The organism is Streptomyces sp. NPDC002206 (assembly GCF_053593595.1).
The window spans coordinates 1-20,721 of sequence record NZ_JBSFCW010000009.1 but is presented as its reverse complement, the minus strand read 5'-3'; the positions used below and the strand labels follow the sequence as shown (position 1 = coordinate 20,721).

General features: G+C 70.2%; 15 protein-coding genes. 13 read left to right on the top strand and 2 right to left on the bottom strand.

Translation table 11 applies throughout. The annotated features are described in order from the left end of the window. The first annotated feature begins 14 nt into the window (after positions 1-14). The 3 genes from ACWCP8_RS18590 (at position 15) to ACWCP8_RS18580 (ending at position 4,024) form a co-directional block, all read left to right on the top strand. A complete protein-coding gene (locus ACWCP8_RS18590) occupies positions 15-1,430 on the top strand; it encodes an NAD(P)/FAD-dependent oxidoreductase (RefSeq protein ID WP_352263224.1) in 1,416 nt (471 codons plus the stop codon). Positions 1,431-1,568: 138 nt separating this feature from the next. Further along, positions 1,569-2,063, top strand: a complete 495-nt coding sequence (locus tag ACWCP8_RS18585; protein ID WP_451116976.1) for a hypothetical protein — start codon at positions 1,569-1,571, stop codon at positions 2,061-2,063. Positions 2,064-2,200: 137 nt separating this feature from the next. After that, positions 2,201-4,024, top strand: a complete 1,824-nt coding sequence (locus ACWCP8_RS18580) for a chitinase (protein WP_451116974.1) — start codon at positions 2,201-2,203, stop codon at positions 4,022-4,024. Here the strand turns inward: ACWCP8_RS18580 and ACWCP8_RS18575 are convergent. Beyond that, entirely contained in the window at positions 4,009-4,833 is an 825-nt protein-coding gene (locus ACWCP8_RS18575) for a phosphatase PAP2 family protein (protein WP_451116972.1), read from the bottom strand. The two genes, ACWCP8_RS18580 and ACWCP8_RS18575, sit on opposite strands and share 16 nt — an antisense overlap. Positions 4,834-4,956: 123 nt before the next feature. Further along, positions 4,957-6,297, bottom strand: a complete 1,341-nt coding sequence (gabT, locus tag ACWCP8_RS18570) for a 4-aminobutyrate--2-oxoglutarate transaminase (protein WP_352263232.1) — start codon at positions 6,295-6,297, stop codon at positions 4,957-4,959. A 257-nt stretch (positions 6,298-6,554) separates the two neighbouring features. Between gabT and ACWCP8_RS18565 the strand changes: the two genes are divergently transcribed. From ACWCP8_RS18565 to ACWCP8_RS18520, 10 genes are all read left to right on the top strand, one after another. Continuing rightward, on the top strand, positions 6,555-8,978 hold the full coding sequence (locus ACWCP8_RS18565; RefSeq protein ID WP_352263234.1) for a type IV secretory system conjugative DNA transfer family protein: 2,424 nt from the start codon (positions 6,555-6,557) through the stop codon (positions 8,976-8,978). A 177-nt stretch (positions 8,979-9,155) separates the two neighbouring features. Then, complete coding sequence (locus ACWCP8_RS18560; RefSeq protein ID WP_352263236.1) at positions 9,156-10,727, top strand: PucR family transcriptional regulator; 1,572 nt, start codon at positions 9,156-9,158, stop codon at positions 10,725-10,727. Between the two features lie 198 nt (positions 10,728-10,925). Then, positions 10,926-12,371: an aldehyde dehydrogenase family protein gene (locus tag ACWCP8_RS18555; protein ID WP_352263238.1), complete on the top strand. Its 1,446-nt coding sequence runs from the start codon at positions 10,926-10,928 to the stop codon at positions 12,369-12,371. Between the two features lie 334 nt (positions 12,372-12,705). Beyond that, positions 12,706-14,652, top strand: coding sequence for an acyl-CoA dehydrogenase family protein (locus ACWCP8_RS18550; protein ID WP_352263240.1), 1,947 nt, complete (start codon positions 12,706-12,708; stop codon positions 14,650-14,652). 90 nt (positions 14,653-14,742) lie between these two features. Further along, positions 14,743-15,990, top strand: a complete 1,248-nt coding sequence (aroA, locus tag ACWCP8_RS18545; RefSeq protein ID WP_451116968.1) for a 3-phosphoshikimate 1-carboxyvinyltransferase — start codon at positions 14,743-14,745, stop codon at positions 15,988-15,990. Positions 15,991-16,024: 34 nt separating this feature from the next. Further along, positions 16,025-16,654 (top strand): LppU/SCO3897 family protein, encoded by a 630-nt coding sequence (locus tag ACWCP8_RS18540; RefSeq protein WP_352263244.1) that lies wholly within the window; start codon positions 16,025-16,027, stop codon positions 16,652-16,654. A gap of 188 nt (positions 16,655-16,842) precedes the next feature. After that, positions 16,843-17,565, top strand: coding sequence for a hypothetical protein (locus tag ACWCP8_RS18535; protein ID WP_451116966.1), 723 nt, complete (start codon positions 16,843-16,845; stop codon positions 17,563-17,565). A 223-nt stretch (positions 17,566-17,788) separates the two neighbouring features. Further along, complete coding sequence (dxr, locus tag ACWCP8_RS18530; protein ID WP_352263248.1) at positions 17,789-19,042, top strand: 1-deoxy-D-xylulose-5-phosphate reductoisomerase; 1,254 nt, start codon at positions 17,789-17,791, stop codon at positions 19,040-19,042. Continuing rightward, the gene (locus tag ACWCP8_RS18525; RefSeq protein ID WP_352263250.1) at positions 19,039-20,349 is read left to right on the top strand and encodes a M50 family metallopeptidase; all 1,311 of its coding nucleotides are present in this window, start codon (positions 19,039-19,041) and stop codon (positions 20,347-20,349) included. The genes dxr and ACWCP8_RS18525 overlap by 4 nt, the downstream gene beginning before the upstream one ends. A 208-nt stretch (positions 20,350-20,557) precedes the next feature. Next, positions 20,558-20,721: flavodoxin-dependent (E)-4-hydroxy-3-methylbut-2-enyl-diphosphate synthase (locus ACWCP8_RS18520; RefSeq protein ID WP_352263283.1), on the top strand; the 164-nt coding region annotated here is incomplete at its 3' end.

The window sequence follows — 20,721 nt, the reverse complement described above, 5'->3', positions numbered from 1 at the left end:
AGGAGTTGGAAACCATGGCCCCAGCTGCCATGCGTACTGCTGCACAGTCACTCTCCGGCGCACGGCCGGTCTCGTTCTGGCTGGACGATCCCGGCAGGCCCGACGCGCTTCCCGCGCTCACCGGCGACGAGCACTGCGATCTGCTCGTCATCGGCGGCGGATACAGCGGACTGTGGACCGCACTGATCGCCAAGGAACGCGATCCGGAACGGGACGTCGTACTGATCGAGGGGCACGAGGTGGGCTGGGCCGCCTCGGGCCGCAACGGCGGATTCTGCGCCGCCTCCCTCACCCACGGCCTCCCCAACGGTCTGGAACGCTGGCCGGACGAGATCAAGAAGCTGGAAGAGCTGGGCGAGCAGAACCTCGACGCCATCGAGGCGGCCGTCGCCCGCTACTCCATCGACTGCGCATTCGAGCGCACCGGCGAAATCGATGTCGCCACCGAACCGCATCAGCTGGAAGAGCTGCGGGAATGGCACCAGGAAGCCGAGAAACTCGGCTTCACCGGAGTGGAATTCCTCGACCGGGAGGCACTGCGCGCGGAAGTCGACTCACCGACCTTCCTCGGCGGACTCTGGGACCGGCGCGGAGTCGCCATGCTGCACCCCGCCAAGCTGGCCTGGGGCCTCAAGCGGGCCTGCCTCGATCTGGGGGTGCGGGTGTACGAGCACACCCGGGGCCTCGAACTGGCCAGGACCGCCACCGGGATGGCGGTCCGCACGCCGTACGGGAAGGTCCTCGCCCGCCGGGTCGCACTCGGTACGAACATCTTTCCGTCGCTGGTCAAGCGAGTGCGCCCGTACACCGTCCCGGTCTACGACTACGCGCTGATGACCGAGCCGCTCACCGCCGACCAGCTCGCCTCCATCGGCTGGAAGAACCGGCAGGGACTGGGCGACAGCGCCAATCAGTTCCACTACTTCCGGCTGTCCGAGGACAACCGGATCCTGTGGGGCGGCTATGACGCGATCTATCCGTACGGCGGCCGGCTGAGCGCTGATCTCGACCAGCGGCCGGAGACGTTCCTCAAGCTCGCGGGCCAGTTCTTCGACTGCTTCCCGCAGCTGGCAGGGGTACGTTTCAGTCACGCCTGGGGCGGTGCGATCGACACCTGTTCCCGCTTCTCCGCCTTCTTCGGCACGGCCCATCAGGGGCGGGTCGCCTACGCCGCCGGGTTCACCGGCCTCGGCGTCGGAGCCACCCGGTTCGGCGCCGATGTGATGCTCGATCTGCTCTCCGGTGAACGGACCGGGCGGACCGGTCTGGAGATGGTGCGCACCAAGCCGATGCCGTTCCCGCCGGAGCCGTTCGCCTGGGCCGGGATCGAACTCACGAAGAGGTCCCTGGCCAGGGCGGACAGCCATGGGGGCCGGCGCAATCTGTGGCTGCGCACGATGGACCGGCTGGGGCTCGGCTTCGACAGCTGACCCAGGTCCGGGAGACGCCGGCCGGGGTGTGACCCAATTCACTTCCGGCTGGTGCCCCCGACTCGCGTAATGATCCGGGCCGAACCCGCTCTCGCCGTGCGTACGCACTGTCGGTGCACACGGAACGGGAGGCCGGCCATGACTGGCTCGGAGGTAAGGGCGGCAGTCGGATGGCTTGCCTCGGTGGCGCCGGATCCGGCTGCGTGCCGGTGGGAATGGGAGCGCAATCCCCTGGGGATTGCGCTCCTTCCCGCAGGCAGGCGCTGGGACGTACTGATTCTTCCGCGGGAGCTCGGCTATCCGACGTTCGATGTGCTCGCCCGTCTCATCGACCGGCCGGGGCCGGTCCTCTGCGACTTCGGCGACGGCCGCATGGGCTTCTTCGTGCCGCCGGGTACGGCCGCCCGCTGGATCGGAACGGGGGTGCGGGGAGTGGGACTCGGGACCTGGATCCTCGTGCCGTACCCGGGGCGGGCGTCCGGCGGGGTGCGCTGGCTGATACCGCCCGACGGCTCGGGGACGCTGACCGACGCAACTCTGCTGGAGCTGGCGATGCACGAGGCCGCGGCGGCGACAGCCCGGGGTGGAGGCAGGGACGGAGGCGGGGGCGGGTGGTGGGGTACTGGGGGCTGAAAGGGCGCCGGGTGGCTGGGTGGTGGGGCTGACGGCCGGTGCGGCGAGTCCGGGGTGGCGCCAGAGGTCTTGACAACCTGATTGGTCTGGACCATGTTGTGGCGCCACGCTCAATTCCCCCCTGCACGGAGGCCGTTGTGGAACGCACGGGACCCCCCGCCCGATTTTCCGGACTTCTGGCCGCCCTCTCGGCGGCTCTGCTCGTCGGCGGCGGCCTGGCAGCCTCGGCGCCGGCCGCCGCGGCTGCCGACACCGATCTGGCGCGCAACGGCGGTTTCGAGGCCGGCCTGGACGGCTGGAGCTGTACGGGCGGCAGCGGAGCCGTCGTCAGCACACCCACCCACAGCGGCACTTCCGCACTCAAGGCGACGCCGGCCGGCAGTGACAACGCCGAGTGCTCCCAGACCGTCACGGTCAAGCCGGACTCCACGTACACGCTGAGCGCCTGGGTGCAGGGCAGCTACGTCTACCTCGGCGCATCCGGAACCGGCACCACCGATGTGTCGACCTGGACGCCGTCCTCTCCCGGCTGGACGCAACTCGCCACCACGTTCAGGACCGGTGCCGCCACGACGTCCGTGAAGATCTACACCCACGGGTGGTACGGCACCCCCACCTACTACGCCGACGACCTCACTCTCGTCGGCCCCGGTGGCGACCCGGTCGCGATCCCCGCGACCCCCGCCGGGCTGAGGGCCGGCACGATCACCTCCTCCTCCGTAGCCCTCTCCTGGACCGGCTCCACGGGAGCGGCCGGCTACAACGTCTACCAGGGTGGTACGAAGGTCCTCTCGGTCACCGGGACGTCCGCCACCGTGACGGGTCTGGCCGCCTCGACCGCGTACAGTTTCCAGGTCACCGCGACCAACTCCGCCGGGGAGTCCGCCAAGTCCGCAGCCGTCACCGCCACCACCACGGCGGGCGGCGGAGGCGGCGGCTCCGGCCTCCCCACCCACGCGCTCGTCGGCTATCTGCACTCCAGCTTCGCCAACGGCTCCGGCTACACGCGGATGGCGGACGTCCCCGACTCCTGGGACGTCATCGACCTGGCCTTCGGCGAGCCGACCTCCGTCACCTCGGGCGACATCCGGTTCTCGCTCTGCCCGGTCACCGAGTGCCCGAACGTCGAGTCCGTGGCCGAGTTCAAGGCGGCCATCAAGGCCAAGCAGGCCGCGGGCAAGAAGGTGCTGATCTCCATCGGCGGCCAGAACGGTCAGGTGCAGCTCTCCACCACGGCCGCCCGTGACACCTTCGTCTCCTCCGTCAGCAAGATCATCGACGACTACGGTCTGGACGGTCTCGACATCGACTTCGAGGGCCACTCGCTCTCACTGAACACCGGCGACACCGACTTCCGTAGTCCGACCACCCCGGTCATCGTCAACCTGATCTCCGCGGTGAAGACCCTCAAGGCCAAGTACGGCGACAAGTTCGTGCTGACCATGGCCCCCGAGACGTTCTTCGTGCAGCTCGGCTACCAGTACTACGGGTCGGGCCCCTGGGGCGGCCAGGACCCGCGCGCCGGCGCCTATCTCCCGGTCATCCACGCCTTGCGTGACGACCTCACCCTGCTGCACGTCCAGGACTACAACTCGGGCTCCATCATGGGTCTGGACAACCAGTACCACTCGATGGGCGGCGCCGACTTCCACATCGCCATGACCGACATGCTGCTCACCGGCTTCCCGGTGGCCGGTGACACCACCAAGGTCTTCCCCGCGCTCCGCCCCGACCAGGTCTCCATCGGGCTTCCTGCCTCCACCCAGGCGGGCAACGGCTACACCTCACCCATCGAGGTCAACAAGGCGCTGAACTGCCTGACGAAGAAGGCCGACTGCGGTTCGTACGCGACGCACGGCACCTGGCCCGGACTGCGCGGACTGATGACGTGGTCGATCAACTGGGACCGCTTCAACAACGGTGAGTTCTCGAAGAACTTCGACGCCTACTTCGGCGGCTGACGCCGCCGTGATCGACCGCTCGACCAGCTGAGCGCCACCAGCAACAGCCCGCCCAGGCACCAGCCGGCGAGCACATCCAGCGGCCAGTGATAGCCGCGCAGCAACAGACCGATGCCCGTCGCCACTGTCAGCAGGACAGCGGCGACGGGCATCATCCATGGCCGCTTCGACCGTTCAGCAGGCCTTGTGCGGTACGCGACCAGCAGCGCCGCCGCCCCGTACGCCACGGCGGCCGTCGTCGCGTGGCCCGACGGGTAGTAACCGGTCTCCCCGGTCAGTGGTCCCGTCCGGCCGATCCAGTCCTTGAGCGGGACGACCAGTGCGGGCACCGCGGCCATGGCGAGAACGGCGTACAGCGGCACCCGGCGTGCGCCCCGCACCAGGGCGTAGACGACCGCGCAGCCCAGGACCGGGAGCGCCACCTGCGTGTTGCCGAGATCGGCGAGGAATTCGGTGAGGCGGCCGGGGCCGTGCCCGGCGACGCTCCGGCCGATCCGCTCGTCCAGCCTGCGCAGCGGACCGTCGGCCGCGACCTGCCAGGTGAGGAGCGCGAAGACCGCGAGAAGCGGCGGCACGAGGAAGAGGAGAGGAGCCGGCCGCCCCGGAACAGGGGGGGTGGTTCCGGGGCGGCCGCCGTGATCGGTTTGCCGCGCGCCCCGGGGGGTTTGGGGCGAGCGGCCATCCGATCGGTGAGGAGTTCCGGAGCCGGAGGCTCCAGTGGTGTGCGCGATGGCACGACCAGGACGGTGCTGGGGATGCTCCGACCCGGTATCACCCGCAGTCCCCTGCGAGCGGGGTGTTTCTCTCATCTGCAGGAACCGTACGGCAGCCGACGGGGGACCGACAGCGGGAACCGGATCCCGCCATGGGCCCCCCACACGTTCTTCACAGGCCCTCACGTGGACCCGGTCAGGATCGGCGCCAGGATCGGATCAGATCTGGGCGAAAGCCTGCTCGATGACGTCGAGGCCCTCGTTGAGCAGGTCCTCGCCGATCACCAGCGGCGGCAGGAAGCGCAGCACGTTGCCGTACGTGCCACAGGTGAGGACGAGCACGCCCTCCGCGTGGCAGGCCTTGGCGAGCGTCGCGGCGGCCTCCGGGTTCGGGTCCTTCGTGCCGGCCTTCACCAGCTCGATCGCGATCATCGCGCCACGGCCACGGATGTCACCGATGACATCGCCGTTCGGCAGCTTCGCCTGCATCTCGGCGAGGCGGCCCTTCATGACCTCCTCGATGTGCTTGGCCTTCCCGTTGAGGTCCAGCTCGCGCATCGTCTCGATGGCGCCGAGCGCGCCCGCGCAGGCCACCGGGTTTCCGCCGTACGTACCGCCGAGGCCGCCCGCGTGCGCGGCGTCCATGATCTCGGCGCGACCCGTCACGGCGGAGAGCGGCAGACCGCCCGCGATGCCCTTGGCGGTGGTGATCAGGTCGGGGACGATGCCCTCGTCCTCACAGGCGAACCACTGGCCGGTACGGCAGAAGCCGGACTGGATCTCGTCCGCGACGAAGACGATGCCGTTGTCCTTGGCGAACTGCGCGATCGCCGGGAGGAAGCCCTTCGCCGGCTCGATGAAGCCACCCTCGCCGAGCACCGGCTCGATGATGATCGCGGCGACGTTGTCGGCGCCGATCTGCTTCGTGATCTGGTCGATGGCCTGAGCGGAAGCCTCGGCACCGGCGTTCTCCGCACCGGTCGGCCAGCGGTAGCCGTACGCCACCGGGACCCGGTAGACCTCGGGCGCGAACGGACCGAAGCCCTGCTTGTACGGCATGTTCTTGGCGGTCAGCGCCATCGTCAGGTTCGTCCGGCCGTGGTAGCCGTGGTCGAAGACGACGACCGCGGTGCGCTTGGTGTAGGCACGGGCGATCTTCACTGCGTTCTCGACGGCCTCGGCGCCCGAGTTGAACAGCGCGGACTTCTTGGCGTGGTCGCCCGGCGTCAGCTCGGCGAGCTGCTCGCAGACCTCGACGTACCCCTCGTACGGCGTGACCATGAAGCAGGTGTGGGTGAAGTCGGCGAGCTGCGCGGAGGCGCGGCGTACGACGGCCTCGGCGGAGGCGCCGACCGACGTCACGGCGATGCCGGAGCCGAAGTCGATCAGACGGTTGCCGTCCACGTCCTCGATGATGCCGCCGCCTGCGCGGGCGGTGAACACCGGCAGGGTGGAGCCCACACCTGCGGCGACCGTCGCGAGACGGCGGGCCTGCAGCTCCACCGACTTCGGGCCGGGAATGGCAGTGACGACGCGGCGCTCCTGCGGAATTGCGGTCATGAGGGGCTCCTGGGGGTGTTTCGGACGCTTCTCTGTCTGCAGGCTAGGGGCGAGGCCGGGGGTCCGGCATGTTCCGTTCGGGAGAAGTGGCCCGACGCGGTTGTCCGCCACGGACATAGCGACGGCCTGGCGACCGGTGGCGGGACTTCCCGCCGGACAGCGTCTGACGGGGTGCTACTGGGCACTAGATTGAGGGGATCGGGGCGCCTGCGCCCGTGGTTACCGGTCGGCGCTGGTCAGGGGACGAGGGACAGCACATGGACACCGAGGGCACGTACGACTCACGCGGCACCCGCTCCGGTCATTCGGTGCCGCGCCCGGCCGGCCCGCCACCGCCCATACTGCCGCCCATGCCGGGCCACGCGCCCGCCACCGGCCCCTCCCTGGGGGACTGGCTGCGCATCCCCAGGCCCCTCGCGGAACCGGGCGTCTGGCGGTCCGGACACACCGACCGGCCCGCCGAGGAGGCGGAGCGCACGCCCGACCGCACGCTGCTGAGCGGAGCGCTGATCTCGCTCCTTGCCTGCATCCTCGTCTGGTCGCTCTGGCGCAACGGATACATCCCGTACTGGCGGGTCCCGCTGACACTCTTCACCCCCGACGAATGGTGGGGACCGTTCGACCATCAGCCGCTGACCCATGGGGCGGTACGCGCGCTCGACATCTACCGTCTGCTGATCATCGGAGCCATCGTCTACGGGTTCGGCCGGTTGGGTAACTGGCCCGCTGCTTTCGAACGCTCGGTCGCCGGCCGAGGGCCCGGCGCCCGCGCGGCCGGTGCGGCTGCCGGCGCGGTGCTGGTCTGGATCCTCGTGTGGACGGGGACCGTGCCCGGCATGGAGCTCACCTTCAGCTTCGTGGCCGGCCCGTGGATGGGCACCGACCGCACCCTGACCACCGTGGTCACGTACACGCTGTACGCCCTGATCACCCTGGTGATCGTGTGGCCGTTCGCGAAGCTGGGCCGATGGTCCCGGCTGCGCCGCGGGAACGCCGGAGGTGAGCACCCGCCGACGGCACAGGCCGGCACCTCGGGGAGCGCGCGCGCAACCGCGGACCGGGGCACGGCCCGTGAGGCAGGCAACGACACGGAGGCCCGGGCGGCGGGCGGCCCGGACGATCCGGCCGAGTGGCCCGACCTGCGCGCCGCCGGACAGGACCGGGCGGCAGCCAAGCTCGCCCAGGAGGCCCGGTCGGGCCGGATGAACGACGTCGACTACGCCCGTATCCGACGCGCCTGGACCTCCGTACGTGCCGACAGCACCCGGCTGCCCGCCTTCACCGACACCGTGCTGCGCAACGGCGCCGCCGCCTGCACCCACCCGTCCGGCGCGCGCGATCTCCCGGTCCGCGCCGCCCGGCACGATCTGCTCGTCGACCAGGTCAGGCTCGGCACGGTCGACGACAACGAGCGCAACCCCTATGCGCGCCGCGGCAGCGGAGTCGCCCTCGACCCCGGGCTGCTCGGCACCTCCCTGCTCGCTGTCGGACCGCCGGGGGCGGGCAAGAGCCACGCACTGATCCGGCCCGTCGTCGAATCCCTCGCCCTTCAGGCGCTCGCCGGACGGGCCGCCGTCGTCGCGGTATGCGCCACCGGCACCCAACTCGGCGCCGACGAGGGGTTCGACGTCGTGGTCAGGCTCGGCGACCCGGCCTCCGTCCACGATCTCGACCTCTACGGCGGCACCACCGACCCCGACGAAGCCGCGGCCGTGCTGGCCGAGGGGCTCGTCGGAGACCTCCCCGAAGTGGACAACAGGCGAGCCGCCACCGCCCTCGCGCAGCTCCTCGGCCCCTACCGCGCCGCCCACGGCCGCTTTCCCTCCGTCCCCGAGCTGCGGGAGCTGCTGGACGGTGTCCCGGTCGCGCTCGCGGCCCTGCGCGAGGCCGTCGACGCGGCGGGTGGGCAGAGCATGCACCGCGAACTCGACGCCCGCGCCCGCCAGTCCGGCGCTCCCGGAGACCCGGGACCCGCACTCGCCGACCGGGTCGCGCTGCTCGACCGGCCCGCGTTCGCCGATTTCTTCGACACCACGGGCAAGGCCCGCCCCTTCTCCCTGCGGGCCCTGGAGCACCCGCTCCGGGTCCGCATCGATCTGCCCGAACGCGGCCATGCCGAGGCGTCGCGGATGCTGGCCCGTCTCGTCCTCGCCCAGTTCACGGCGAGCGCCGCCGCCCGCGCCGACCGCTCGCTCTTCGCCTGCCTGGTCCTCGACGACGCGACCCGCGCCCTGACCCCCGACACCATCCGCGGCATCCAGCGGCTGCGCTCCGCGCACGCCGGGGCCGTGCTCACGCTGCGCACCCTCGACGACGTCCCGGAGAGCCTGCACACGGCGCTGCTGGGCGCGGTCGGCTGCCGGATGGCGTTCTCCGGGATCACCACCTGGGACGGCAAGCGGTTCGCCGAGGCATGGGGTACGGAATGGGTCGAGACCCGGGACGTCACCCAGCGCACGGTCTTCGCCGACCAGCCGATGACCCGGGCCATCCACGCCTTCCGCAAGCTGGTCACCGGCAAGGCGGTGACCACGGACGCGGTGACCGTGCGCCAGGTCGAGCGCGAACGCTGGTCGGCCTCCGAACTGGCCCATCGCGTCCCGGCCGGACACGCGGTGCTGTCTCTGACGACGGTGCGAGGGGAGCACGCACCGCCCCTGCTGGTGAACCTGAACGGCTGAACCGGGGCCGGGCGGCGGCCATGACGTGCGGGCCGGGTCCGACGCGGCGGATCCGGTGGGTCGCGGCGGTGCCGGATCACTGAGAGTGGTTACGGCGGACCCTGCCGTCCTGGCAGAATCGGCAGGAGCCGTTCGTACGGGACGGCGAAATCGACTCCCGAAGGTCCCGCGGTCCCCATGCCCCCTACTCTCGCCTCGCTCGTCCAGCATTCGGCGCTCAAACTCACGGTGCGTGCGGGGGCGGACCGGCTCGACGCGCCGGTCCGCTGGGCTCACGCCAGCGAGCTGGCCGACCCGGTCCCGTACATGGAGGGCGGCGAACTCCTCCTCATCACCGCCACCAACCTCGACGCCGAGAACCCCGAAGCGATGCGTCGGTACGTGCGCCGACTGGCCGCCGCCGGAGTCGTCGGGCTCGGCTTCGCCGTGGGCGTCAACTACGACGAGGTGCCGCAGCCGCTGATCGACGCCGCCGAGGAGGCGGGACTGCCGCTCCTCGAAGTCCCGCGCCGCACCGCCTTCCTCGCCATCGCCAAGGCCGTCTCCTCGGCGATCGCCGCCGACCAGTACCGGGCCGTGACAGCGGGCTTCGAGGCCCAGCGTGATCTCACCAAGGCCGCACTCGCCGGGGAGGGCCCCGGTGAACTTCTCAGCCGACTCGCCGCCCAGGTCGACGGCTGGGCCGCGCTGTACGACGCCTCCGGCGCCGTCGTAGCCGCCGCCCCCGACTGGGCCGCCCGCAGAGCGGCCCGGCTCACCCCCGATGTGGAACGCCTGCGGGACCGCCCCGCCCCGGCGAGCGTCGTCGTCGGTGACACCGACGACCGGGTCGAGCTCCAGACCCTGGGTACCGGCCGCCGGGCCCGCGGCGCGCTGGCCGTGGGCACCGGGTCCGCCCTCGGCACCGCCGAGCGCTACGCCGTGCACTCGGCCGTCGCCCTGCTGACCCTCACCACCGCCCGCTCCCGCGCCCTTCAAGGCGCCGAACAGCGGCTGGGCGCTGCGGTACTCCGGATGCTCCTCGCCGGCCAGCCGGACCATGCGCGGGCCGTTGCCGGAGACCTGTACGGAGGGCTGCTCGACGCCCCGTTCCGCCTGCTGATCGCGGAGGCGTCCGATCCGGCGACACCGGCACCGCTCGGCGAGGCGATGGAGTCGGCGGCCGCCCGTTCCGGGGAGGCCCTGCTGATGGTTCCCGAAGGAGAACGGCTCGTCGTCCTCGCCGCGAACGGCGGTGCGGCCGTCGCGGCCTGCGCGGCATACGCGGAGGCCCAGGAGGAGCGAACCCCGCACGACCAGGCGGCACCGGAGGACACCGAGGTGGTCGTCGGGCTGTCCGCACCGGCAGGCCCGACCGCCGTCTCCACCGCGTACAAGCAGGCCGAACAGGCACTCTCGGTCGCCCGCCGCAGGGGCAGGGCCTTGGTCGAGCACGAGGAGCTGGCGGCCGGCTCGGTCCTGCCGCTGCTTGCGGACGACGCGGTCCGGGCCTTCGCGGACGGCATGCTCCGCGCCCTGCGCGAACACGACGCGAAGGGCCGCGGCGACCTGGTCGCCTCGCTGCGCGCCTGGCTCAGCCACCACGGCCAGTGGGACGCGGCCGCGGCCGACCTGGGCGTGCACCGCCACACCCTGCGGTACCGGATGCGACGGGTGGAGGAGATCCTGGGCCGTTCCCTGGACGACCCGGATGTGCGGATGGAGCTGTGGCTGGCACTGAAGGCCACGAGTTCCGCGACGACGCCGTGAGATGAAGGCCCGTCCGGCCCCTGGGCACGTAACTGCTTGCCGGACGGTCGTGGTGAACCGTCCCGGCGGTCCGGGTCATCCGACAAACCGGCGCATGCCTGCCCGCTTCTGCTCCGTACCGGACAAACGCCAGGCCGACCGTACGGCCCTACGGTGGGGGAGCAGGACACCCCACGACTCCGAAGGGCCGGAACCTCCATGACTTCCACCCACGCCTTCTGGCTCGCCGGCCGCCAGGCCACCGGCGAGGACAGCTTCGACGTCACCAACCCCTGGGACGGTCGTCTCGTCGGCACGGTCAGCGTGCCGACCGACGCGCAGATCGAGGAGGCCGTCGCCGCCGCGCACGCCGTGCGCGAGGAGTTCGCCGCGACGCCTGCCCACGTCCGCGCCGCCGCGCTCGACCACGTCGTACGGCGTCTCGTGGAGCGCACCGAGGAGATCGCCCAGCTGATCTCCGCCGAGAACGGCAAGCCCATCAAGTGGGCCCGCGGTGAGGTCGGCCGCGCCGTCTCCGTGTTCCGGTTCGCCTCCGAGGAAGCCCGCCGCTTCAACAGCGGCGAGGCCCAGCGCCTCGACACCGACGCCGGTGGCACCGGTCGTCTCGGGCTGACCCGCCGCTTCCCGCGCGGCACGGTCCTCGGTATCGCGCCCTTCAACTTCCCGCTGAACCTGAGCGCCCACAAGGTGGCCCCGGCCATCGCCGTCGGCGTCCCGATCATCCTGAAGCCCGCCCCGGCCACCCCGATCTCGTCGCTGATCCTCGGTGAGCTGCTGGCCGAGACGGACCTTCCGGCCGGTTCGTGGTCCGTGCTCACGGTGCCCAACGACCGCATGCCCGCCCTCGTGCAGGACGAGCGGCTGCCCGTGATCTCCTTCACCGGGTCGGCGGCCGTCGGCTACTCGATCATGGAGTCGGTGCCGCGCAAGCACTGCACCCTGGAGCTCGGCGGCAACGGCGCGGCGGTCGTCCTCGGCGACTACGCCTCCGAAGAGGACCTGGACTGGGCCGCGACCCGTATCGCGACCTTCTCCAACTACCAGGGCGGCCAGTCCTGCATCTCGGTGCAGCGCGTCATCGCGGACGCCGCGGTCTACGACCGGCTCGTTCCGAAGATCGTCGCGGCCGTCGAGGCTCAGGTCACCGGTGACCCGTCCGACGCCGCGACCGATGTCGGCCCGCTGGTCAACGAGGACGCCGCCAAGCGCGTCGAGTCCTGGGTCGACGAGGCCGTGCAGGCCGGCGCCCAACTCCTCGCCGGCGGCAAGCGGGATGGTGCGACCTACGCGCCGACCGTGCTGACGGAGCTCCCGGACGGCGTCACCCTCGCCTCCGAGGAGGTGTTCGGACCGGTGCTCACCATTCAGAAGGTGGATGGCGAGGCCGAGGCCTTCGCCTCCGTCAACTCGTCCAAGTACGGCCTGCAGGCAGGTGTGTTCACACACGACCTGCAGACCGCGTTCCGCGCCCACCGCGCCCTCGAGGTCGGCGGCGTCATCATCGGTGACGTCCCGTCCTACCGCGCCGACCAGATGCCGTACGGCGGAGCCAAGCAGTCCGGCGTCGGCCGCGAGGGTGTTCGCTACGCGATGGACGACTACACCTACGAGCGCGTGCTGGTTCTCACCGGCCTCGCCCTGTAGTCCGTAAGCAGGATCGAACCGATCCACCACAGCCGCCTGTAATCCGCCTGGACAGCACGACAGCAGGCGGCAGACGAACGGCCGGAGCCCACTGTGCGGGGGCTCCGGCCGTTTCTGTTTCCCCTCCCACCCGTCCCGACCGCAGTTCGCCAGCTGAACGTGCCACTGGAGTGGCTCGCGACCCGATCGGCGTCGGAGGGCTGGTGAGGGCGGCAGGAATCGGGTACATACGGACGAGTAGCACCGGTTGGTATGCCTCGGCAGGCGCGCGCATGCGCGCTCCGCGCGGACCGGCCGGGTCCGCCCACCGACAACGCGGCGAGGTGAGCTCCTCATGACCGCACCATCCGCTCCAAAGAACACGCCCAAGGTCACCGAGCGTGAAGCGCGTCAAGTGGCCGAAGCCGCACGCGAGCAGGACTGGCGCAAGCCCAGTTTCGCCAAGGAACTCTTCCTCGGCCGCTTCCGGCTGGACCTGATCCATCCGCATCCACAGCCGGCCGCCGACGACGTCCGGCGCGGCGAGGCGTTCCTCGCCCGGTTGCGCGACTTCTGCGAAACCAAGATCGACGGCGCCCTGATCGAGCGTGAGGCGAAGATCCCCGACGAGGTCATCAACGGCCTCAAGGAGCTCGGCGCCCTCGGGATGAAGATCGACCCGAAGTACGGCGGCCTGGGACTGACCCAGGTCTACTACAACAGGGCCCTCTCCCTGGTCGGCTCCGCCAACCCGGCGATCGGCGCGCTGCTCTCCGCCCACCAGTCCATCGGCGTACCGCAGCCGCTGAAGCTCTTCGGCACCCAGGAGCAGAAGGACACGTTCCTGCCCCGGCTCGCCCGTACCGACATCTCGGCGTTCCTTCTCACCGAACCGGATGTCGGCTCCGACCCTGCCCGGCTCGCCACCTCGGCCGTTCCGGACGGTTCCGACTACGTCCTCGACGGTGTGAAGCTGTGGACGACCAATGGTGTCGTCGCCGACCTGCTGGTCGTCATGGCCCGTGTCCCGAAGTCGGTCGGCCACAAGGGCGGCATCACCGCGTTCGTCGTGGAGGCGGACGCCCCGGGCATCACCGTGGAGAACCGCAACGCCTTCATGGGGCTGCGCGGGCTCGAGAACGGCGTGACCCGCTTCCACCGCGTCCGGGTCCCGGCCGCCAACCGCATCGGCCCCGAAGGCGCCGGCCTCAAGATCGCCCTCACCACCCTCAACACGGGACGGCTGTCCCTGCCCGCCATGTGTGTCGGCGCCGGGAAGTGGTGCCTGAAGATCGCCCGCGAATGGTCGGCGGTCCGCGAGCAGTGGGGCAGGCCGGTTGCCCGGCACGAAGCTGTCGGCGCCAAGATCTCCTTCATCGCCGCCACCACCTTCGCCCTGGAAGCCGTCGTCGATCTCGCCTCCCAGATGGCGGACGAAGACCGCAACGACATCCGGATCGAAGCGGCCCTGGCCAAGCTGTACGGCTCCGAGATGGGCTGTCTGATGGCCGACGAACTGGTCCAGATCCGCGGCGGCCGGGGCTTCGAGACCGCCGACTCCCTCGCCGCCCGGGGCGAGCGTGCCGTCCCCGCCGAACAACTCCTGCGGGATCTGCGGATCAACCGGATCTTCGAGGGCTCCACGGAGATCATGCATCTACTGATCGCCCGTGAGGCCGTCGACGCCCATCTGAAGGTCGCGGGTGACTTGATCGACCCCGACAAACCTCTCTCCGCCAAGGCGAAGGCGGGAGCGAACGCGGCCGGCTTCTATGCCCGCTGGCTGCCCAAACTGGTCGCGGGCCCAGGACAACTCCCGCGCACCTACAGCGAGTTCCATCCGTCCGGCCACCCGGACCTTTCCACCCATCTGCGTTACGTCGAACGCTCCGCCCGCAAGCTGGCCCGCTCCACCTTCTACGCGATGTCGCGCTGGCAGGGCCGCATGGAGACCAAGCAGGGCTTTCTCGGCAGGATCGTCGACATCGGAGCGGAACTCTTCGCGATGAGCGCCGCCTGCGTCCGCGCCGAACATCTGCGCACCACAGGTGATCACGGCCGAGAGGCCTACCAACTCGCCGACGCCTTCTGCCACCAGTCCCGCATCCGGACCGAGGAACTCTTCACCCGCCTCTGGTCCAACACGGACAACCTCGACCGACGCGTGGTCGATGCCGTCCTGACCGGTGCGTACACCTGGCTGGAGGAGGGGGTCGTCGACCCGAGCGGCGAAGGCCCTTGGATTGCCGACGCCACCCCCGGCCCGGCCACCAGGGAAAACGTTCACCGCACCATCCGCTGACCGTCGGACAGCCGGGCCGGCCGGGCGGGGTGCGTCCACTCGCTGGACGCACCCCGCCCGGCCGCGCGCCGCACGGCAGGATGGGGACCCGTGACCGTCATCCACATCCCCGGCTCCAAGTCCGTCACCGCACGCGCCCTCTTCCTGGCCGCTGCCGCGGAGGGCACCAGCACCCTCGTACGTCCCCTGTGCTCGGACGACACCGAGGGCTTTGCCGAGGGCCTTGCGCGCCTTGGCTACGACGTCGCGAAGGAAGCGGACCGCTGGCACATCGAGGGCCGCCCGGCCGGACCCGCCGCCACCGAGGCCGACGTCCACTGCCGCGACGGCGCCACCACGGCACGCTTCCTGCCCACCCTCGCCGCGGCCGCAGCCTCCGGCTCGTACCGCTTCGACGCCTCCGCGCAGATGCGCCGCCGGCCCCTTGCCCCGCTCACCGGGGCCCTGCGCGCGCTCGGTGTCGATCTGCGCCACGAGGCAGCCGAGGGCCACCACCCGCTGCGGGTCACCGCATCCGGGATCAAGGGCGGCGAACTCGCCCTGGATGCGGGGGAGTCCTCCCAGTACCTCACCGCACTGCTGATGCTCGGGCCGCTGACGGCGGAAGGGCTCCGGATCACCGTCACCGACCTGGTCTCCGCTCCGTACGTCGAGATCACCCTCGCGATGATGCGCAGCTTCGGCGTCGAGGTGACCCGCGGCGGCCACGACAACAACGTCTTCACCGTGCCGCCCGGCGGCTACCGGGCCACGCCCTACGCCATCGAACCCGACGCATCCACCGCGAGCTACTTCTTCGCCGCAGCAGCCCTCACCGGCCACGAGGTCACCGTCGCCGGCCTCGGCAAGGACGCACTCCAGGGCGACCTGCGGTTCGTCGACGTACTACGCCGCATGGGCGCCGATGTGCGCAGCACCTCGGATTCCACCACCGTCCGATCCAGTGGCACGCTCCGCGGGCTCACGGTCAACATGCGCGACATCTCCGACACCATGCCGACGCTGGCCGCACTCGCGCCCTTCGCCTCGGGCCCGGTACGCATCGAGGACGTCGGCAACACCCGGGTCAAGGAGTGCGACCGGCTGGAGGCCTGTGCGCAGAACCTGCGGAGGATGGGCATCACCGTCGAGACCGGTCCGGACTGGATCGGGATCCACCCCGGTACACCGCACCCCACTGAGATCGTCACCCACGGCGATCACCGCATCGTGATGTCGTTCGCCGTCGCGGGCCTGAGGGTTCCCGGCATCACCTACGACGATCCCGGCTGCGTGCGGAAGACGTTCCCGCAGTTTCACGAGGCATTCGCGGAGTTCGCGGAACTCACGAACCGTTAGGGTTCCTGGGCCCACGCCGTTCCCGGGAGTTCTCATGTCCACGCCGCCCCACCACCCTCTTCCTTCGTTCGGATCCGTCGTGTCGTGTCACATCTGCGGTGCTGTACCCGCCGTCCACACCGTCGTGCGCGGACACCAGGGTCTTGTCATCACGCTCCGCTTCCTGACCGAGGAAGGCACCTTCTGCCGTACCTGCGGAACCGCGACCTACCGCCGGATGACGTCCGACACCCTGTGGCAGGGCTGGTGGGGCCTGCTGTCCGTGTTCGCCGCTCCGGTCACCATGCTGATGAACATCGGTGCCCGCTCCCGCATCCGTTCCCTGCCCCACCCGGTGGGAAATCTGCGTCCTCAACTCGCCCCCGGCCGCCGTGTCCTGGCCCGCCCGCCCGCGCTCGCCATCATGACCGTCCTGGTCCTGGCGCTCGCCACTGTCGTCGTACCCGGGCTGATCCCCGACACCCGGCCCACGTTCACGGCCGGAGACTGTGTCCGTAACAACGCGGAGTGGCCCGACCAGGACCTGGAAGAGGTCGGATGCAGCTCGCCCGAGGCCGAGTTCTGGATCTCGGACGGAGACAAGTGCTGGGGCAAGGACTGGCTGCTCCACCTGGAATACAGCGCCCGGAACAAGGCCCTGTGCGCGCACCCGATGTCGAAGTAGGCGCGCTCGGCAGGACCGGAACGGTGGGCATGCAGTGGGCATGCAGCACAATCGGGCGTCGATCAAGAACGACGGACTCCAGCACGACCTGCAGAACCTGCAGAAGAACCAGCATCACCAACAGCGAAATGGGGGCAGGGATGTTCGGGGTGGGTATCCGGCGCGGACAGTGGCGCGGAGCCGCGGCCGTGACGATTGCAGTCGTGATGGCTCTGGGAGCAACCGGGTGCAGCAGTGACAAGGACAGTTCGGGTGGTCCGGGCGGGTCCGGCGGCTCAGGGAGGGACGACAAGCCCTCGGCGGCGGCCCATGGACCCAAGGCGCTCAGCGAGGCACAGCTCAAGGCGGCTTCGTTCACCGACGGGCAGACCGTCGGAAAGTACACAGCCTCCGAGTACACCCTCGACGGTCCACTCGGCGACTCCTACACCGCAGATCCCGCCGGCTGCCAGCCGCTCGTCAGTCTCGCCGGTGATGTCAGCGACCACGACCCCGCCGCGCAGGTCCAACGCAAGGTCGACATCCCCGGCGAGATGCTCGGCATCACCGTCGATGTCACCCTCCGGTCCTACTCCAACGGCGATGCGGCCGAGGTCATGAAGGCACTCGACAAGGCCGGCAAGGACTGCGCCGGGGGATTCACCGAGGAGCGGGCCCTTGCGAGCGCGAAGTATCTGAAGGTCGAGCCCGCCGAGGCACCCGACTTCGCGGCCGAGGCCGACGAGGCCAAGGCCTACCGCTTCACCATCCTCGACGTGAAGGGGAAGCTGAAGCTGTACGAATACCTCACCGTCGTCCGCTCCGGCTCCACCACCCTCGCCTTCCGCGGCGAGATCCCCGGCACCAAGGACATCGGCGGCATCCCGCAGGACATCATGACCGCGCAGTGGACCAAGTTCCGCGCAGCATGATCGCCGCGCTCGCCCAGCTGCTCCGGCACGCCCCGTATGCGATCGTCCCTGCCCGGCCGGCCCGGCTCGTGCAGCAGCGCGACGAGCTCCTCGCGAACCGGGTTCGGTGGGCCGTGGCCCGGCGGCTGCCGACATTCACAGGAAAGCCGCCGGAGCTGCTCCTCCCGGAATTCTCCGGGACGCGCTGTCAACCCGCTGGGCCGATGCGGCAACAATGGGGGGCATGAGCGACAGTCCTGCCCCCCTCGCCGACCCGCATCTCGTCTTCGACGCAGCGGAAGGCCGCCGGGATCTCGTCATCCTCGGCTCCACCGGGTCCATCGGCACCCAGGCCATCGACCTGGTGCTGCGCAACCCCGACCGCTTCCGCGTCACCGCGCTCTCCGCCGCAGGCGGCCGGGTTGCCCTCCTCGCCGAGCAGGCGCGGCAACTGAAGGTGCGCACCGTGGCCGTCGCCGCACCGGACGCGGTGCCGGCCCTTCGCGAGGCGCTGCGCGAGCAGTACGGGGCCGGGGAGCCGCTGCCCGAGATCCTGGCGGGTCCGGACGCCGCCACGCAGCTCGCCGGGAGCGACTGCCACACCGTGCTCAACGGAATCACCGGCTCGATCGGCCTCGCCCCCACGCTCGCCGCGCTCGAGGCGGGCCGCACGCTCGCCCTCGCCAACAAGGAGTCGCTGATCGTCGGCGGCCCGCTGGTGAAGGCAGTGGCCAAGCCCGGCCAGATCATCCCGGTCGACTCCGAGCACGCCGCGCTCTTCCAGGCGCTCGCCGCCGGCAGCCGTGCCGACGTGCGCAAGCTTGTGGTCACCGCCTCCGGCGGCCCCTTCCGGGGACGGACGAAGAGCGAGCTGGCGAACGTCACGCGCGAGCAGGCCCTCGCGCACCCGACCTGGGCCATGGGCCCGGTCATCACGATCAATTCCGCCACCCTCGTCAACAAGGGACTGGAGGTCATCGAGGCTCATCTTCTCTACGACATCCCGTTCGACCGGATCGAGGTCGTCGTCCACCCTCAGTCGTACGTTCACTCCATGGTGGAGTTCACCGACGGCTCCACCCTCGCCCAGGCCACCCCGCCGGACATGCGCGGACCGATTGCCATCGGCCTCGGCTGGCCGGAGCGCGTCCCGGACGCGGCACCCGCATTCGACTGGTCGAAGGCCTCCACCTGGGAGTTCTTCCCGCTCGACAACGACGCCTTCCCGTCCGTGGGACTGGCCAGGCACGTGGGCACGCTCGGCGGCACCGCCCCGGCGGTGTTCAACGCCGCGAACGAGGAGTGCGTGGACGCTTTCCTGGCAGGACAGCTGCCGTTCAACGGAATCATGGATACGGTCACGGCGGTGGTGGCCGAACACGGCACACCGCCGACGGGAACTTCACTCACGGTCGCAGACGTCCTGGAAGCGGAGACCTGGGCGCGGGCCCGGGCTCGGGAACTCTCGGCGAAAGCGACAGCGGAGGCGCGCGCATGAGTATTACGACGGTCCTGTTGACGATTCTGGGCATCGTCGTCTTCGCCATCGGCCTGCTGTTCTCGATCGCCTGGCACGAGCTGGGTCACCTGTCGACCGCGAAGCTCTTCGGCATCCGCGTCCCGCAGTACATGGTCGGCTTCGGACCGACCATCTGGTCGCGGAAGAAGGGCGACACCGAGTACGGGATCAAGGCGATTCCGGCCGGTGGCTACATCCGCATGATCGGCATGTTCCCGCCCGGTCCGGACGGGCGGCTGGAAGCGCGCTCCACCTCGCCGTGGCGCGGCATGATCGAGGACGCCAGAGAGGCCGCCTTCGAGGAACTCGAACCGGGTGACGAGAAGCGTCTCTTCTACACGCGCAAGCCGTGGAAGCGCGTGATCGTGATGTTCGCCGGACCGTTCATGAACCTGATCCTGGCCGTCGCGATCTTCCTCGGGGTCGCGATGAGCTTCGGCTTCCAGACCCAGACCACCGAGGTCGCGGGTGTCCAGAAGTGCGTGATCGCACAGAGCGAGAAGCGCGACGCCTGTAAGAAGAGCGACCCGGTCTCGCCCGCGCAGGCCGCCGGACTGAAGAAGGGCGACAAGATCGTCGCCTTCGACGGCCGGAAGGTGGACGACTGGGCCACCCTCTCCGACCGGATCCGCGAGACCATCGGTCCCGCCACCATCACCGTCCAGCGCGACGGCCAGGAGAAGACCCTCCACGCCGTGCTGCAGAAGAACTCGGTGGCCGAGAAGGACTCCAACGGCGAGGTGGTGCCCGGCAAGTTTGTCCCGGCCGGATACCTCGGCTTCGCCGCTCGGACGGACATCGTCCCGCTCTCCTTCGGCGACTCGGTCGTCCGCATGGGCGACATGATCGAGAACGGCGTCGACTCGATCATCGCCCTCCCGTCCAAGATCCCGAGCCTGTGGAACGCGGCCTTCAGCGACGGGGAGCGAGCAGCGGATTCCCCGGTCGGCGTGGTCGGTGCGGCCAGGATCGGCGGCGAGGTGATGACGCTGGACGTCCCTGCGACGAACCAGATCGCGATGATGCTGTTCCTGCTCGCGGGCTTCAACCTCTCGCTGTTCCTCTTCAACATGCTGCCCCTGCTGCCGCTCGACGGCGGGCACATCGCGGGAGCGCTCTGGGAGTCCGTGCGGCGCAACGTGGCGCGGGTCTTCAAGCGCCCCGACCCCGGCCCCTTCGACGTGGCCAAGCTGATGCCGGTCGCCTATGTCGTCGCCGGCGTCTTCATCTGCTTCACACTGCTGGTCCTGGTGGCCGACATCGTCAACCCGGTGAAGATTTCCTGACCGGCCAGGTGCGCGGATCGCACCCTGCGCGCCGCCCGCACCGCGTGCACCACGGGTGGCGGCCGGACATACACCCGGTGTCCGGCCGACCACCTTTGTGCTCACTTGGGGATGCGGTGTGCTCCGGGATCCCACCCGTGGCGTAACCTCGAAGGTCGGAGCCCGCCGATCTCGGGACCTTGATCCACACCTTGGGGATGCTCAGCGCATGACTGCGATTTCTCTCGGAATGCCGTCCGTTCCGACCAAGCTCGCCGACCGGAGGGTCAGCCGCAAGATCCAGGTCGGGTCGGTGGCGGTCGGTGGGGATGCGCCGGTGTCGGTGCAGTCGATGACCACGACCCGGACGTCGGACATCGGTGCGACGTTGCA